Here is a 15,747-nt window from a genome sequence, read left to right on the forward strand (position 1 = left end):
GAGCGCCGCGCGGGGGCCGGGGCGGCCTCGGCGGCCGGCCCCGCGGCGACGTCGGTGGCCCCGGGCTCGGCGGCAGGGGCCTCCGGGGCGCCCGTCGTCGCCTGCTCGACGTCGTGGAAGCGCGGCGGGCCCGCGGGGGCCTGGGCGCGGCGGGGGCGCCGGGCGGCGGAGAGGTCCGGGGCCTGGAAGAGCAGCGCGGTGGTGGCCAGGCGCGGCGTGGCCGAGCCGGGGGCCGTGGCGGCCGGCGACGACGGGTTCTCCTGCTGCTCCAGGACGGCGGGGGCGTCCTTCGTCGTGGCGGCCTCGGCCTGCTCGGCGGCCTCGACGGCCTGCTCGGGGGTGGGCTCCTCGGCCTTGCGACGGCGGGACCGGGTGGCGCGCTTCTTCGGGGCCGGCTCGGCGGCCTCCTCGACGGGCGCCTCGGTGGGCGCCTCGGTCGCCGGGGCGGGCTCCTCGACGGCCGGCTGGCCCGCGGCGGCGGCCTCGGCGGCGACCTCGACGGCGACGTCGACCTTGCGGCGGCGCGAGCGGGTGGCCTTCTTCGGCGCGGCCTCGGCAGCCGCCTCGGTCGTCGGCTCGTCGGCGGGCACCGGCTCGGCGGCCGCCTCCGCAGCGGGCGCCGGCTCGGCGGCGGCCGGCGCGGGGGCCGGCTGCGCGGTGGCGGGCTCGGCCGCGTCCGCGGACGGCAGCACGATGTCGTCGAGCGAGCGGACGGCGCGGCGGGCGCCACGCCCGGTCGAGCGTCCCGCGGTGACCTTCGTCGTCGGCTCGGGCGCCGGCGGCGTCGGACGCTCGGGCAGGACGATGTCGTCGAGCGACAGCCCCGCGTCGGGCTCGGGGGTGGACGCCGGGCGCGTCACCCGGCGGCTGCGGCGGGCGGGCGCCGCGGGCGCCTCGGCCGCCGGCTGCGCCGGGGCGGGCTCGCGGCTCGGGAGGGTGATGCCGAGGTCCTCGGGGGCCGCGGGCCCCGGCTCGGCGGCCGGGCCGCCGGCGGGGCGGACCACGCGGCGGCGGCTGCGGCGCGGTGCGCCCGCGGAGTCGTTCGGGGTGCCGGTCGTGCTGTCAGAGGTCACGAGGCGTGCTCCTGCTGCCCTGCAGCCCGCCCCACACCTGCGGACCGCCGGGCGGTCGTCGTCCGGACCGCGCTGCTGAGCGCTGGCGCCGGACGGAAGTCTCGGTCGCGGCCGGCCGCCCCTGCGGTCTTCGCGGACGCCGTGCGGTCCGAGGCTCCCTTCAAGCACCCCGACCGCGGCACCGCGTGCGGACGCGGGAGCTGCGGGCTCGTGGCCGCCCGAGGGGTGTGGGCCCCGGCGGCTTGCCCTCCAGTATCGCACCATCCGGGCCCCGCGCGTCCGGCGGTCCGCCCGGCGTGGCGCGGGCGGGCCCGATCCCGGCAGCACGCCGGCGGCGACGCCTTGTGAAAGTCTTCACGAGATGGATGTCACACGCCCTCCGCGTTGACTTGTGAAAGTCTTCACGAGCACGCTGGTGGTGCGCTCGACGAGCCGCTCCGCCCCGCTCCGGCCGGGGTGTCGCGGCCCGTCGGGAGCGCCCGCACGCACCTGAGGAGACGCCCGTGGACTCGCTCGCGCTCGCCCGGTGGCAGTTCGCCATCACCACCGTGTACCACTTCATCTTCGTCCCGCTGACGATCGGCCTGGCGCCCCTCGTCGCCGGCATGCAGACGGCCTGGGTGATCACCAAGAAGGACCGGTGGCTGCGCCTGACGAAGTTCTTCGGCAAGCTGCTGCTCATCAACTTCGCCCTCGGCGTGGTCACGGGCATCGTCCAGGAGTTCCAGTTCGGGATGAACTGGAGCGAGTACTCGCGGTTCGTGGGCGACGTGTTCGGCGCGCCGCTGGCGATGGAGGCCCTCGCCGCGTTCTTCGTCGAGTCCGTGTTCATCGGGATCTGGATCTTCGGCTGGGACCGCGTCAGCAAGAAGGTGCACCTCGCGGCGATCTGGTTGTTCGCCCTCGCCACGAACCTGTCGGCGTTCTTCATCCTCGCGGCCAACTCGTGGATGCAGCACCCCGTCGGCGCCCGGTTCAACCCGGAGACCGGCCGCGCGGAGATGGAGTCGATCGGCGCGGTGCTGACGAACAGCACCCTGTGGGCGGCGTTCCCGCACACGATCTCCGCGGCGTTCCTCGTGGGCGGCACGTTCGTGTGCGCCGTCGCCCTGTGGTGGATGGTCCGCCTCGTGCGCACCCGCCGGCCCGAGCTGGTCGAGCTCGCGCGCGACACCTACCGCCCGGCGGTCACGCTCGGCGTCGTCGTCATGCTGGTCTCCGGCGCCGGTGTCGCCGTCAGCGGCGACCTGCAGGGCAAGCTGATGTACCAGCAGCAGCCCGGCAAGATGTCCGCGGCCGAAGCCCTGTGCGAGGGCGAGGAGGGCGCGGCGTTCTCGATCCTCACCATCGGAGACCTGTCCGACCCGGACTCGTGCGAGGACGTCCAGCACGTCCTCACCGTCCCGGGGCTGGCCAGCTACCTGGGCACCGGCCACTTCTCCGGCGAGGAGTCGTACCTGCCCGGGACCGAGGACGTGCAGCGCGAGTACGCCGAGCGCTACGGCGACACCACGGCCTCGGGCGACCCGGTGGAGTACACGCCGCCGCTCGCGATCGCCTACTGGTCCTTCCGCCTCATGATCGGCCTGGCGGTCTTCTCCGCCGCGCTCGCCGTCGCCGCCTGGTGGTACACCCGCAAGGGCCGGGTGACCGACAAGCGATGGCTGGCACGCCTGGGCATCGTCGCCATCCCGATGCCGTTCCTCGCCTCGTCGTTCGGCTGGATCTTCACCGAGGTGGGCCGCCAGCCCTGGGTCGTGGCGCCCAACCCCACCGGGATCGACCAGATCCGCCTGCTGACCGAGCGCGGCGTCTCCACCGCCGTCTCCCCCGGCGTCGTGCTCACCTCGATGGTCGTCTTCACCCTCCTGTACGGCGCGCTGGCCGTCGTCTGGTTCCGCCTCATGCACCGCTACGCCGTCGAGGGCGTGCCCGGCACCGTGCGCGACGAGTCGCCCGAGGCACGGGCCGCCGCCCGCGACGACGAGCCCGGGCCGGGCGGACCGGGCGCCGACGGCGACGCCGAGGCCGACCGCCCCCTGTCCTTCGCCTACTGACGGCCCGAGCCGACGGAGACTGCCATGGACCTGCAACTGCTCTGGTTCGTCCTCATCGCCCTGCTGTGGACGGGCTACCTCGTGCTCGAGGGCTTCGACTTCGGCGTCGGGATGCTGATGTCGGTGCTGCCCCGCGGCTCGCGCGCCGAGCGCGAGACCGAGCGTCGCCTGCTGGTCAACACCATCGGCCCCGTCTGGGACGGCAACGAGGTGTGGCTCATCACGGCCGGTGGCGCCACGTTCGCGGCGTTCCCCGAGTGGTACGCCACGATGTTCTCCGGCTTCTACCTGCCGCTGCTGCTCATCCTCGTGGCGCTCATCGTGCGCGGCGTCGCCTTCGAGTACCGCGGCAAGATCGCCGACCCCGCCTGGGGGCGCCGCTGCGACGTGGCGATCCAGGTGGGCTCGTGGGTCCCGGCAGCGCTGTGGGGCGTCGCGTTCGGCAACCTCGTGCGCGGCGTGCTGCTCGACGCCGACCACCAGTACGTGGGCGGCTTCTGGGCGCTGCTCAACCCCTTCGCCCTGCTCGGAGGCCTGACGACGCTCGTGCTGTTCGCCCTGCACGGGTCGGTGTTCGTGGCCCTCAAGACCGACGGCGCGATCCGCCACCGCGCCCGCCGCGCCGCCGGCGTGCTGTCCGTCGCCGCGGTCGTGGTCGCCGGGACGTGGGCCGTGTGGGCGCAGCTCGCCTACTCGGTCACCTGGACGTGGGCGGCGGTCGCCGTGGCCGCCGCAGCCCTGCTCGGCGTCGTCGTCGCCAACGCGAGGGGCCGCGAGGGCTGGGCGTTCACGCTCTCGGCCACCGCCGTCGTGGCGGCCGCGGTGCTGATCTTCGGCTCGATGTACCCCGACGTCATGCCCGGCCTGCCCGGCGGCGAGTCCCTGTCGGTCGCCGAGGCCTCCTCGACGCCGTACACGCTGACGATCATGACGTGGGTCGCGCTGTTCCTCACCCCGCTCGTGCTGCTCTACCAGGGATGGACGTACTGGGTGTTCCGCCGCCGGCTGAGCACCAGGCACATCCCCGCGCCGGCCGGCCTGTCCTGGCGCCGGATCAAGGACGCCGCGTTCGGGCACGACCACGGGCCCGCGGTCGGCGCGGCCGACCTGGGCGGCACGGGCTCCGGCACGGGCTCCCGGTGACGGCGCGCCGATGAAGCCCCTCGACCCCCGCCTCCTGCGCCGGGCGCGCGCCGCGCGCCGGTACGTCGTCCTCACGGCGGTGCTCGGTCTCGCGTCCGCCGTGCTGGTGGTGGTCCAGGCGCTCGCCGTGGCGACCCTGCTCGCCCGGGCGGTCGCCGAGCGGTCCGTCGACGCCGACGACGCGGCCAGGCTGCTCGGCGCGCTCGTGGCCGTCGCGGCGGGCCGCGCCGCCGTCGCGTGGGCGCAGGAGCGGGCGGCGCAGCGCGCCGCCGCCCGCACGGTGGCCGAGCTGCGCGAGCAGGTCCTCGCGCACGCCGTCGCCCTCGGGCCGCGGTGGGCCACCGGGGCCCGCCGCACGGAGGTCGCCACGCTGGTGACCCGCGGCCTCGACGCGCTCGAGCCGTACCTGGTGCGCTACCTGCCGTCCCTGCTGCTCACCGCCCTCGTCACGCCCGCCGCGCTGCTGGTGCTCCTCGGCCTGGACTGGGTGTCGTTCCTGGTCTGCCTGCTCACGCTGCCGCTCGTGCCGCTGTTCATGTGGCTCGTCGGCGTCATGACCCAGGGCACGTCCGAGCGCCGCCTCGCGGCGGTGCAGCGGCTCGGGGCCCAGGTGCTCGACCTGCTCGCCGGGCTGCCCACGCTCCGGGCCTTCGGCCGGGAGACCGGCCCGGGCGCGCGCGTGCGGGCGCTCGGCGACGCCTCCCGCCGCGCCACGATGGGCACGCTGCGGGTGGCGTTCCTGTCGGGCATGGTGCTCGAGCTGCTCACCACCCTGTCGGTGGCGATCGTCGCCGTCGGCGTCGGCCTGCGGCTGGTCGAGGGCGGCATGACCCTCCAGGCCGGCCTGGCGGTGATCATGCTCGCCCCCGAGGTCTACCTGCCGCTGCGGCAGGTCGGCGCGCAGTTCCACGCCTCGACCGACGGGCTGGCCGCCGCCGAGCGCGCCTTCGACGTCCTCGCCGAGCCGCTCCCCGACGCCGCCCCGGACCGGGGGCGGACCGCGGCCCCGGCGCTCGCCGGCGCCACCCTCGTGCTCGACGGCGTCACCGTGCGCGCCGGGGACCGCGCCGTGGCCGCGCCCGCCGGCCTGCACGCGCGGGTGGAGCTGGGCACCGGCCGGCCCGGCGGCGGCCGGGTCGTCGCGCTGCGCGGCCCCAGCGGCGCCGGGAAGTCCACCACGGCGCTCGTGCTGCTCGGCCTGCTGCGCCCGGACGCCGGGCGCGTGCTCGTCGAGACGTCGGACGGGGTCGTCGACCTCGCCGACGTCGACCCCGCCACCTGGTGGGCGCAGGTCTCCTGGGTGCCGCAGCGGCCGGCGCTGCCGCCCGGCACGCTGCGCGACGCCGTGACGGAGACCGCCGACGGGGCGGTGGACGACGCCGCGCTCACCGCCGCCGCCGCGGCCACCGGCCTGGACGCCGTCGTCGCCGCGCTCCCGGCCGGCTGGGCCACGCCCGTCGGCGTGGGCGGCGTCGGGCTGTCCGTCGGCCAGCGTCAGCGCGTCGCCCTCACCGCCGCGCTCCTCGCGCCGTCGGCGCCCGGCACCGCGGACGCCGCGCGGCGCCACCTCGTCGTGCTCGACGAGCCCACCGCCCACCTCGACGCCGCGGGCGAGCGCGTCGTGCTCGACGCCGTGCGGGCGTGGCGCGACGCGGGGCGCACGGTCGTCGTCGTCGCCCACCGCGCGTCGCTCCTGGCCCTCGCCGACCAGGTGGTCGACGTCGCGGCCCGCACGCTCGAGGAGGTCCCCGCGTGACCCCGGTTCCCGACCCCCTGCGCCGGCTGGCGCCCCTGCTCGAGGTCGAGCGCAGGCGCGTGGTGCGCGCCGTGCTGCTCGGCACGGTGGCGCTGGGCTGCGCCGTCGGCCTGTCCGCCGTCGCCGCCTGGCTCATCGCCCGCGCCTCGCAGATGCCGCCCGTGCTGACCCTGTCGCTCGCCACGGTGAGCGTGCGGGCGTTCGGCATCGGGCGCGGCGTCTTCCGCTACCTCGAGCGCCTCGCGTCGCACGACGTCGCCCTGCGCGGCATGGCGGCGCTGCGCGCGCGCCTGTACGAGGCGATGGCCCGCGGTGGCGGCGGCGTCGTGGCGCTGCGCCGCGGCGACCTGCTGGCGCGCGTCGGCGCGGACGTCGACGCCGTGGGTGACGTGGTGGTCCGCAGCCTCGTGCCCGCCGGGGTGGCGCTGCTCGTGAGCCTGGGGTCCGTGGTGCTCGTCGGGGTCTTCCTGCCCGCCGCCGGCGCGGCGCTGCTGGCCTGCCTGCTGCTGGCCGGGATTCTTGCGCCGTGGCTCGCGGCCCGCGCCTCGCGCGCCACCGAGGTGCTCGGCGCGCAGGCGCGCGCCGACGTCACCACCCGGGCGCTGGGCATCCTCGAGGAGGGCGCCCAGCTGCGCGTGGCCGGCCGCCTCGACGCCGAGCTCGCAGCCCTGCGTGACGCCGACGCCCGGCTCACCGAGGCCGGCAACCAGGGAGCGCGCACCGCGGGCGCGGCCGCCGCGATCGGCGTCGCCGCGCAGACCCTGGCCGTCGTGGCCGCGCTCGCCCTCGGCGTCCCCGCCGTCGCCGCCGGCACGCTCGCGCCCACCGAGCTCGCCGTCGTCGTGCTGACCCCGCTCGCGGCGTTCGAGGCGTCGACCGCCCTGCCCGCCGCGGCAATCCAGCTGCGCCGCTCGCGCGAGGCCGCGCGCCGCCTCGCGGCCCTGCTGCCCGACGACGCGGCCGGCGCCGCACCCGCCCCGGCCGCCCCGGAACCCGGCGTGCTGCTCGACCTCGACGGCGTCGCCGCGGGCTGGCCGGGCCCGGGCGAGGACGCGCCGGGCACGACCCGCGTCGCCGTCGCCGGCGTCGACCTCACGCTGCGCCCCGGCGGCGTCGTCGCGCTGGTCGGGCCGTCCGGCGTCGGCAAGACCACCCTGCTGATGACCGCCGCCGGCCTGCTGCCCGCCGCGGGCGGGACCGTGGGGGCCGACGCCCCGCTGTTCCTGGCCGAGGACGCGCACCTGTTCGACACCACGGTGCTGGAGAACCTGCGCGTCGCGCGCGGGGACGTCACGCGCGCCGAGGCGCGCGCCGCCCTCGACGCCGCCGGCCTCGGCGCGTGGCTCGCCGCGCTGCCCGACGGGCTCGACACGCTGCTGGGGGCCGACGCGACGACGGTCTCGGGCGGCGAGCGCCGCCGCCTGCTGGTCGCCCGCGGCCTGCTCGCACGCGCCCGCGTGCTGCTCGTCGACGAGCCCGCCGAGCACCTCGACGCCGCCACCGCCGACGCGCTCGTCGACGCCCTCGCCCGGCACGCGCGCGCCACCGGCGGTGCCGTCGTCGTCGCGACCCACCGGCTGGCCGCCGCGGCGGGCGCGGACGAGGTCCTGCTGCTCGGGCAGTCCGAGGCGGCGCCCGGCGCCGCCGGCGACGCGGCGACCGGCGCGCCGACCGCCCCCGCGACCGTCGTCGCGCGCGGCCGGCACGCCGACCTGCTGCGCGACGTGCCGGCCTACGCCTGGGCCGCGGCGCAGGAGGCGGCACGGTAACGTCACGACGCGTGAAGATCCTCGTGCCCGCCAACGTCCCGTTCGACATCGTCCCCGACCTCGACGACCCGGCGGACGTCGCGGTGCCCTATGTCATGCGCGAGCCGATCCCCGAGGAGCACCTCGACGCCGAGGCGATCGTCACCTGGTCCACGCCACAGCACCTGCTGGAGGACGCCGCCCGGCGGCTGACCGGCCTGCGCTGGGTGCAGACGCTCTCGGCCGGCCCGGACGCCGCGCTGGCCGCCGGCTTCTCCCCCGACGTCGTGATCTCGTCCGGACGCGGTCTGCACGACTCGACGGTGGCCGAGCACGCCCTGGCGCTGACGCTGGCCACCGTGCGCCGCATCGACCGGTCGCTGACCGCCCAGCGCGACCACGTCTGGGAGCGCGCGCTCGGCAAGGAGCAGGCCTCGGCGGAGGCGGGCCGCACCTTCACGCTCGACGGCGCGCGGGTGACGATCTGGGGCTTCGGCTCCATCGCCCAGCGCCTCGCCCCGCTGCTGGCGGCGCTCGGCGCGCGCGTCACGGGCGTGGCGGGCACCGCGGGCGAGCGCGCCGGCTTCCCCGTGGTCGACGAGGCCGGCCTGGCCGAGCTGCTGCCGCGCACCGACGTGCTGGTGTCGGTGCTGCCGGCCACGGCCGAGACCAAGCACGCCCTCGACGCCGACCGGCTGGCGCTGCTGCCGGCGCACGCGCGGTTCGTCAACGTGGGCCGGGGCGCGACCGTCGACGAGGCGGCCCTCGTCGACGCCCTGGCGTCCGGCCGGCTCGCCGGGGCGGCGCTCGACGTCACCGAGACCGAGCCGCTGCCGGCGGAGTCCCCGCTGTGGGACGCGCCGAACGTGATCATCACGCCGCACGTCGCGGGCGGGCGGCCGCAGCAGGCGCAGCGGTTCCTCACCGAGCAGGTGCGGGCCTGGAAGTCCGGCGGCGCGCAGGCGCTGCGCAACGTCGTCGAGCGCTGATCACCGAGCGCTGATCACCCAGCGCTGACCGGCCGTCCCGGCAGCGCCGCCCGCGTCACCGGCCTGTCACCACCGGCCCTGGCGCGGGCGGCGCTGGCACACCGGGCAGGTGAACGCCGAGCGGTTCATGAACGCGTCGCGGCGCACGGGCGTGCCGCACCGCGGGCACGGCTCGCCCTCGCGGCCGTAGACGGCCAGCGACCGGGAGAAGTAGCCCGACGCGCCGTTGACGTTGACGTACAGCGAGTCGAAGCTCGTGCCGCCCTGGACCAGCGCCTCGCGCATGACCTCCTCGGCGGCGTCGAGCGCGCGGCGCACGTCCGCCGCGCGCATCGTGTCGGTGGCCCGCGCGAAGTGCAGCCGCGCGCGCCACAGCGCCTCGTCGGCGTAGATGTTGCCGATGCCGGACACCACCGTCTGGTCCAGCAGCGCGCGCTTGATGCCGGTGCGCCGGCGGCGGATCGCCGCCACGACCGCCTCGCGCCCCGGGGTGCCCGCCGCGACGACGGGGTCGAGCAGGTCGCGCGCGATGTGCGCCACCGGCTCGGGGACGGCGGGCGCGTCGGTGCCGAGGCCGCCCGGGGCGCCGTCGGGCGTGGGCACCAGGTCGACGACCGCGAGGTGGCCGAACGTGCGCTGGTCGACGAAGTCCAGCGCCGTCGCGCCCGACGGCGCGTCCGCCAGGTGCATCCGCACCCGCAGGTGCGGGTGCGTCCACGGGTCGTCGCCGTCACGGACCAGCAGCTGGCCGGACATGCCCAGGTGCGCCAGGAGCGCCGCGTCCTGCTCCACCGGGAGCCAGAGGAACTTGCCCCGCCGGGCGGCCGCCGCCAGGCGCCGGCCGCGCAGCTGGTCGGCGAACGCCGCCGCTCCCCCGTCGTGCCTGCGCACGCTGTAGTCGCGGAAGACCTCGACGTCGCGCACGCGGGCGCCCACCACGAGGCGGGCGAGCCCGTCGCGGACGGTCTCGACCTCGGGCAGCTCAGGCACGGGCGCGGGGGGTCCCGTCGTCCGCCGCGCCGTCCGCGGCCGCGTCCGGCGCGGACCCGTCGACGGGCAGCGCCTGCAGGGCGCGGTACGCCTGCTCGGCGGCGGCCTGCTCGGCGTGCTTCTTGGCGGTGCCGTGCCCGAGGCCGAGCACGGGGCCGGCCGTCACGGACGCGTGGAAGACGCGGGCGTGCTCGGGGCCCTCGAAGGTCACCTCGTAGACCGGCGCGCCGAAGCCGCGCAGGGCGGCGGCCTCCTGCAGCGACGTCTTCCAGTCCAGCCCGGCGCCCAGCCCCGCGGCCGCGTCGAGCGTGGTGTCCACCAGGCGGTGCACCAGCTCGCGGGCGGTCTCCAGGCCGTGCGACAGGTACGTGGCGCCGATGAGCGCCTCGACGGTGTCGGACAGGATCGAGTCCTTGTCGAAGCCGCGCGTGCGCACCTCGCCCTTGCCGAGCAGCACGTAGCGGCCCAGCTCGAGGCGGCGGGCGATGGCGGCCAGGGAGCGCTGCGAGACCGTCGCCGCGCGCATCTTCGCGAGCTCGCCCTCGGACAGGTCGGGGTGGCGCCGGTAGAGCGCCTCCGTGACCACGAGCCCCAGCACGGTGTCGCCCAGGAACTCCAGGCGCTCGTTGGTGGGGATGCCGCCGGCCTCGTGCGCGAACGACCGGTGCGTCAGCGCAAGGACGAGAAGCTCGGGGTCCAGGTGGACCCCGAGCTTCTCGAGAAGAGCGGTCGGCGCCGGCATCGATGATGCAGCCGTGCCGTTCACGGGCATGTCAGCCCGCGTGCTCGGTGCGCAGCGCCTCGGCGTACTGACGCCCCTTGTACGTGCCGCAGGTCGGGCACGCAGCGTGGGACAGCTTCTGCCCCTTGCAGTTCGGGCACGTCGTGAGGGTCGCCGCGGTGGTCTTCCACTGCGAGCGACGCGCACGGGTGTTGCTGCGCGACATCTTGCGCTTGGGAACAGCCACGGCTAGCTCTCTTTCGTCTCGTCGGTCACGCTCGACTGCTCGAGCATGGCTTGCAACGCCGACCAGCGGGGGTCGACGACGTCATGGTGGTGATCAGGGTCGTCCGCGAGCCGTGCACCACACTCGGAGCACAGGCCAGGGCAGTCCGGCCGACACAGCGGTTGAAATGGTAGTGCAGTGACGACCGAATCCCGAACCGCGGGCTCGAGGTCGGCCAGATCCTCCTCGAGGACGTACTGCTCGTCCTCGTCGTCGCCCATGTCCTCGGCGGCACGGGCGCGCTCCGGGTAGAGGAACAGCTCCTGCACCCGGACGGTGAGCTCCTCGCGCAGCGGCTCGAGGCAGCGCACGCACTCCCCCACCGCGGTGCCGCGCACGACGCCGGTCACCAGCACGCCCTCCATGACCGACTCCAGGCGCACCCCGACCGTGAGGTCGGAGCCCTCCGGGATGCCGATCACGGCGGTGCCGAGGTCGGCGGGCGCCTTCACGACGCGGGCGACCTCCGCCATCGTGCCGGGTCGCCGCGACAGCTCGTGCGTGTCGAGCACGAGCGGCGAACGGGGTTCGGTGCTCATGGCGGTCTCCGAGCAGGTCGAGGCGGGGTTCGGCGAGGGATCGGCACGCCCGTCCCGGATGCCTCCGGGACGCGGGCCAGCGCACAAGTCTAGGTCATCGGCCGGGGGCGGCCAACGCGCGGCCGGCGTGACGCCGACCACCCCACCCGCTACCCCTCGGCGCGCAGCCGCTCCACGGGCTCGGGCTCGAGCCGCTCGGCGAGCTTGACCCGCCCGGCCCGCACCTGGGCGACGAGCCCCTGGAGGTCGCGCTCGAAGTCGGCCAGGCGCCGGTCGCAGTAGTCGTCGGCGTCCGCGCGCAGGCGCTCGGCCTGCCGCTCGGCCTCCGCGACGATCTCGGCGGCCCGCGCCTCGGCCTGCGCCACGACCTGCTCGTGCTCGACCAGCTCCATCGCCCGCTGGCGGGCCTGGACGATGGTCTCCTCCGACGAGCGGCGCGCCTCCTCGAGCTCCGCCGCGGCCTGGGCGTGCATCGCGTCCGCCCGCTCGATCGCGCCGGGCAGGCCGCCGCGCAGCTCGTCGACGAGCCCGAGCGCCTGGTCGCGGTCCACGCGCACGTCGGACGACATCAGCAGCGGCCGGGCGTTCTCGATGAGCGCGGCGAGCTCCTCGAGCACGTCGAGCACGTCGGTGGGCGTCATGCCCTGCGCGGGCTGGTCCGACCTGGTCTGGTTCTGGCTCATCGCTGCTCCTGCTCTCGTGCGTGCGTCAGCGCCGCGGCCACGGCCTCGGCGGAGGCCGGCGGCACCAGGTCCGCGACGTCCCCGCCGAACCGTGCGACGTCCTTGACCAGGGACGACGCGACGTGGGCGTAGGCCGGGTCGCCCGTGACGAAGACCGTCTCGAGCCCGGTGAGGTGCCGGTTCATCAGCGCCATGGGAACCTCGTGGTCGTAGTCCGCCCCGCCGCGCAGCCCCTTGACCACCGCGGCGGCCCCCACCTCGCGGCAGAAGTCCACCAGCAGCCCCGGCACGAGCTCGACCCGCACGTCGGCGGTCTCGGGGTCGGCGGCCAGGGCCGCCCTCGCCACCTCGACGCGCCGCGGCGGCGTGAGCAGGGCGTTCTTGCTGGTGTTGCTGGCGACTCCGACCACGACGACGTCGAACAGGCGGCGGGCCCGCCGCACGACGTCGAGGTGGCCGAGCGTGAAGGGGTCGAACGACCCGGGGCACACGGCGATGGTCACGCCGTCACGGTAAGCCGCGCCGTCAGGCGTCCGGGGCATTTGGCTCGGCGTAGTGCACCGCGGTCTCGCCGTAGTCCTTGCGGGCCAGCGGCGCGAGGCCGGCGGGCCAGGCCGGCTCGGGGCTGCGGGTGGAGCGCTCGACGACGACGACCGCCTCGGGGGCGAGCACGCCCGGCGCGGCGAGGTGGCCGAGCACCGCCGCGAGCGCCGCCTCGGACAGGTCGTACGGCGGGTCGAGGAAGACGAGGTCGAGCGGGACGTCGGGCCCCGCGGGGGTGCCGTCCGCGGCCGCCGCGAGGGCCGCGGCGTGGCGCCCGGCGTCGTCGGCGACCACGCGCACCGTCCCGGCCAGGCCGAGCGCGGCGACGTTGGCGCGCGCGACCTCGGCCGCCCGCCGCTGGGCGTCGACGAGCGTCACCCGCGCCGCGCCGCGGCTCGCCGCCTCGATGCCGAGGGCGCCCGAGCCGCAGTACAGGTCCAGCACCCGGCCCCCGTCGACGACGCCGTAGTGCTCGAGCCGGGAGAAGATCGCCTCGCGGACGCGCTCGCTGGTGGGCCGGGTTCCCTTCGCCGGCACCCGCAGGGTGCGCCCGCCGAGGGTCCCGGCCACGATCCGCGTCATGCGCGCGAGCCTAGGTTCGCGCCGGTCGGGCTGTCGAAACGCGGGGCGCGGCGGGCGCGGGCCGGCGCGTCAGGCGCGCTCGAGGAACTCCTCCTTCTCCGGGTCCAGCTGCGCGGCGATGGCGGCGGCCAGCAGCGGGTGGTCGGACAGGCCCGGGTCGGCCTCCACCAGCGGCAGGGCCGCGCGGCGGGCCTGCTCGATGAGGTCGGCGTCCTTGACCACGCGCAGCAGGCGCAGCGAGCTGGTGCGCCCGGACTGCGCGGCGCCGAGCACGTCGCCCTCGTTGCGCAGCTCCAGGTCGAGCTGGGCCAGGCGGAACCCGTCGGTGGTCTCGGCGAGGGCCTCGACGCGGGCAGCGGCGGGCGTGCCCGGCTGCGCCGTCGACACCAGCAGGCACAGCCCCGGGGCCGAGCCACGGCCCACGCGCCCGCGCAGCTGGTGCAGCTGGGACAGGCCGAACCGGTCGGCGTCGAACACCACCATGACCGTGGCCTCGGGCACGTCGACGCCCACCTCGATCACCGTGGTGGAGACGAGCACCTGGCTGGCGCCGGCGGAGAACGCCGCCATGGCCGCGTCCTTCTCCCCCGGCGGCATCTGGCCGTGCAGCACGCCGACCTCGAGGCCGGCGAGCGCCGGGGTGGCGCGCAGCTCCTCGGCCACCTCGAGCACCGCCCGCAGGGGCGCGCGCTCCTCGGCGTCGCCGTCGAGGAACTCCGGCACCTCGTCGTCGAACTCGGCGGCCTTGACCTTGCCCGCCGCCGGGCCGGCACCCTGCTCCTCGTCGGGGTGGATGCGCGGGCACACGACGTAGGCGCGGTGCCCCGCGTCGACCTCCTCGCGCACCCGCTGCCAGGTGCGCTCCATCCAGCGCGGGTTGTCGGCCGGCACCACGTGCGTGCTGATGCCGGCGCGCTGGGCGGGCACCTCCGTCAGCGAGGAGACCTCGAGGTCGCCGAACACCGTCATGGCGACGGTGCGCGGGATCGGGGTGGCCGTCATGACGAGCAGGTGCGGGGCCACGCGGCCCTTGGCCCGCAGCGCGTCGCGCTGCTCGACGCCGAAGCGGTGCTGCTCGTCGACCACGACGAGCCCCAGGTCGGCGAACTGCACGTGCTCGGACAGCAGCGCGTGCGTGCCGACCACGATGCCCGCCTCGCCGCTGGCCGCCTGCAGCAGCGCCTGCTTGCGGGCGGCGGCCGGCAGCGAGCCGGTCAGCAGCGCGACGCGCGTGCCGTCCTCGGCCCCGCCGAGCAGGCCGCCCTCGGCCAGCGGGCCGAGCAGGGTCCGCAGCGTGCGGGCGTGCTGGGCGGCGAGCACCTCGGTGGGCGCCAGCAGGGCGGCCTGCCCGCCGGCGTCGACCACCTGGAGCATGGCCCGCAGCGCCACCACCGTCTTGCCCGAGCCGACGTCGCCCTGCAGCAGCCGCTGCATCGGCCGCGGGCGGGCGAGGTCGCGCGCCACCTCGTCGCCGACGGCCCGCTGGCCGGCGGTGAGCGTGAACGGCAGCGACGCGTCGAACCGCGCCAGCAGGCCCGGGTCCTCGGCGGGCCGCGGCGGGCGGGCGGTGGCGTCCTCCTGGGCGGCGGCGGCGCGCCGCTGCGCCAGGGCGGCCTGCAGCACGAACGCCTCCTCGAACCGCAGGCGGTGCTGCCCGGCGCGCCACTCGGCGGCGGTGGCCGGCGCGTGCACGGCGCGCAGCGCCTCGAGCCGGGTGGGCAGCCCGGCGCTCGCGCGCACCTCGGCCGGGACGGGGTCCGGCACGTCGTCCTCGGTGAGCGGGTCGAGCACCGTGCGCACCGCCCGCTGCAGCCGCCACGTGGGCACGGCCGCGGTGGCGGGGTAGATGGGCATCGGCTTGCTCGCCTCGTCGACGGCCGCGTCGGCGTCCTCGACGTCGCCGCCCACGAGCACGTAGTCGGGGTGGGTGAGCTGGCGCTCGCCGCGGTAGGCGCTCACGGTGCCGGAGAACACGCCGGTGCGGCCGGGCACGAGCTTGGCCTCGTGGCCGCGCAGCGCGCCGGGGTGGCGGGCGAAGAACGTCAGCGACAGGCGGCCCCGGCCGTCCGTCACCACCACCTGCAGCAGCGCGCCCTGCCGGTTGCGCATGGGCCGCACCGTGGCCTCGGCCACGCGGGCCAGCACGGAGACGTGCTCGCCCAGCGCGAGCTGCGCCATGTCCGTGAGCTGGCCCGGCTCGGCGTAGCGGCGCGGGTAGTGGCGCAGCAGGTCGTCGGCCGTGACCAGGCCCATCTTCTCCAGCGCCGCCCCGCTGCGGGTCCCCAGCAGCCGGGTGAGCTTCTCGTCCAGCCGGCCCGTCACGCGCCCGCCTCCTCCTCGTCCCCGGCGCCGCCTCCGACGCCGGTCTCCGCACCGATCTGCACGCCGTCGCCGGGCCGCCCGGTGGGCAGCACCACGACCTCTGGGGCCGCGCCGGGCGAGCCCCCCGTCCCGGCCTGCGCCGCGGCGCGGAGCGCGTCGCCGACCCCCGGCGGGACGCCGGCGTCCGTGAGCACCGTGACCACCGCGGCGGGGCGGGCGGCCAGCAGCCGGGCGAGCGCGTCGGCGGCCGTGGCCGCGTCGGCGACGGCGACCCGCAGCCCGGCCAGGGCGCGCCGCACCGCGGCGACGGGGTCG

General features: G+C 77.0%; 13 protein-coding genes and 2 pseudogenes. 5 read left to right on the plus strand and 10 right to left on the minus strand.

Features of this window, described 5'->3' with window-relative positions; all coding sequences use genetic code 11:
- Window positions 1-1,073: pseudogene (locus GSF02_RS17185) on the minus strand (hypothetical protein); the annotation flags it as partial.
- A gap of 503 nt (window positions 1,074-1,576) precedes the next feature.
- On the opposite strand from GSF02_RS17185, the gene GSF02_RS17190 reads away from it, so the two are divergent.
- From GSF02_RS17190 to GSF02_RS17210, 5 genes are read left to right on the plus strand one after another with little or no spacing between them, the layout of a single operon-like run.
- Entirely contained in the window at window positions 1,577-3,130 is a 1,554-nt protein-coding gene (locus GSF02_RS17190; protein WP_159798601.1) for a cytochrome ubiquinol oxidase subunit I, read from the plus strand.
- Between the two features lie 24 nt (window positions 3,131-3,154).
- Window positions 3,155-4,273, plus strand: coding sequence for a cytochrome d ubiquinol oxidase subunit II (gene cydB / locus GSF02_RS17195; RefSeq protein WP_159798602.1), 1,119 nt, complete (start codon window positions 3,155-3,157; stop codon window positions 4,271-4,273).
- A 10-nt stretch (window positions 4,274-4,283) separates the two neighbouring features.
- Window positions 4,284-6,029, plus strand: coding sequence for a thiol reductant ABC exporter subunit CydD (gene cydD, locus GSF02_RS17200; protein WP_159798603.1), 1,746 nt, complete (start codon window positions 4,284-4,286; stop codon window positions 6,027-6,029).
- Entirely contained in the window at window positions 6,026-7,798 is a 1,773-nt protein-coding gene (gene cydC, locus GSF02_RS17205) for a thiol reductant ABC exporter subunit CydC (protein WP_159798604.1), read from the plus strand. Before cydD ends, cydC begins: the two co-directional genes overlap by 4 nt.
- An 11-nt stretch (window positions 7,799-7,809) precedes the next feature.
- A complete protein-coding gene (locus GSF02_RS17210; protein ID WP_159798605.1) occupies window positions 7,810-8,766 on the plus strand; it encodes a phosphoglycerate dehydrogenase in 957 nt (318 codons plus the stop codon).
- A 66-nt stretch (window positions 8,767-8,832) separates the two neighbouring features.
- On the opposite strand, the gene mutM is transcribed toward GSF02_RS17210, so the two are convergent.
- From mutM to GSF02_RS17255, 9 genes and pseudogenes are all read right to left on the minus strand, one after another.
- Window positions 8,833-9,756, minus strand: coding sequence for a bifunctional DNA-formamidopyrimidine glycosylase/DNA-(apurinic or apyrimidinic site) lyase (gene mutM / locus GSF02_RS17215; RefSeq protein WP_159798606.1), 924 nt, complete (start codon window positions 9,754-9,756; stop codon window positions 8,833-8,835).
- The gene (gene rnc, locus GSF02_RS17220) at window positions 9,749-10,498 is read right to left on the minus strand and encodes a ribonuclease III (protein WP_159798607.1); all 750 of its coding nucleotides are present in this window, start codon (window positions 10,496-10,498) and stop codon (window positions 9,749-9,751) included. The genes mutM and rnc overlap by 8 nt, the downstream gene beginning before the upstream one ends.
- Window positions 10,499-10,529: 31 nt before the next feature.
- Complete coding sequence (gene rpmF / locus GSF02_RS17225) at window positions 10,530-10,724, minus strand: 50S ribosomal protein L32 (RefSeq protein ID WP_069984441.1); 195 nt, start codon at window positions 10,722-10,724, stop codon at window positions 10,530-10,532.
- Between the two features lie 2 nt (window positions 10,725-10,726).
- The gene (locus tag GSF02_RS17230; protein ID WP_159798608.1) at window positions 10,727-11,302 is read right to left on the minus strand and encodes a YceD family protein; all 576 of its coding nucleotides are present in this window, start codon (window positions 11,300-11,302) and stop codon (window positions 10,727-10,729) included.
- A 149-nt stretch (window positions 11,303-11,451) separates the two neighbouring features.
- On the minus strand, window positions 11,452-11,985 hold the full coding sequence (locus tag GSF02_RS17235; protein WP_235915660.1) for a hypothetical protein: 534 nt from the start codon (window positions 11,983-11,985) through the stop codon (window positions 11,452-11,454).
- Window positions 11,982-12,488, minus strand: coding sequence for a pantetheine-phosphate adenylyltransferase (gene coaD, locus GSF02_RS17240; protein ID WP_159798609.1), 507 nt, complete (start codon window positions 12,486-12,488; stop codon window positions 11,982-11,984). The genes GSF02_RS17235 and coaD overlap by 4 nt, the downstream gene beginning before the upstream one ends.
- A gap of 22 nt (window positions 12,489-12,510) precedes the next feature.
- A complete protein-coding gene (gene rsmD, locus GSF02_RS17245) occupies window positions 12,511-13,110 on the minus strand; it encodes a 16S rRNA (guanine(966)-N(2))-methyltransferase RsmD (RefSeq protein WP_159798610.1) in 600 nt (199 codons plus the stop codon).
- Between the two features lie 69 nt (window positions 13,111-13,179).
- A complete protein-coding gene (locus GSF02_RS17250) occupies window positions 13,180-15,432 on the minus strand; it encodes an ATP-dependent DNA helicase RecG (RefSeq protein ID WP_159798611.1) in 2,253 nt (750 codons plus the stop codon).
- Window positions 15,429-15,747: pseudogene (locus tag GSF02_RS17255) on the minus strand (hypothetical protein); the annotation flags it as partial. The pseudogene GSF02_RS17255 and the gene GSF02_RS17250, both read right to left, overlap by 4 nt.

The sequence above is a fragment of the Puerhibacterium puerhi genome, assembly GCF_009846865.1.
Classification (GTDB): domain Bacteria; phylum Actinomycetota; class Actinomycetes; order Actinomycetales; family Cellulomonadaceae; genus Puerhibacterium; species Puerhibacterium puerhi.

Bases quoted from the DNA above. Each gene is read 5' to 3' on its own strand.
- GSF02_RS17230 (WP_159798608.1), bottom strand. From the start codon at position 11,302: ATGAGCACCGAACCCCGTTCGCCGCTCGTGCTCGACACGCACGAGCTG.
- rnc (WP_159798607.1), bottom strand. From the start codon at position 10,498: ATGCCGGCGCCGACCGCTCTTCTCGAGAAGCTCGGGGTCCACCTGGAC.
- GSF02_RS17235 (WP_235915660.1), bottom strand. From the start codon at position 11,985: ATGAGCCAGAACCAGACCAGGTCGGACCAGCCCGCGCAGGGCATGACG.
- cydB (WP_159798602.1), top strand. From the start codon at position 3,155: ATGGACCTGCAACTGCTCTGGTTCGTCCTCATCGCCCTGCTGTGGACG.
- cydD (WP_159798603.1), top strand. From the start codon at position 4,284: ATGAAGCCCCTCGACCCCCGCCTCCTGCGCCGGGCGCGCGCCGCGCGC.
- rsmD (WP_159798610.1), bottom strand. From the start codon at position 13,110: ATGACGCGGATCGTGGCCGGGACCCTCGGCGGGCGCACCCTGCGGGTG.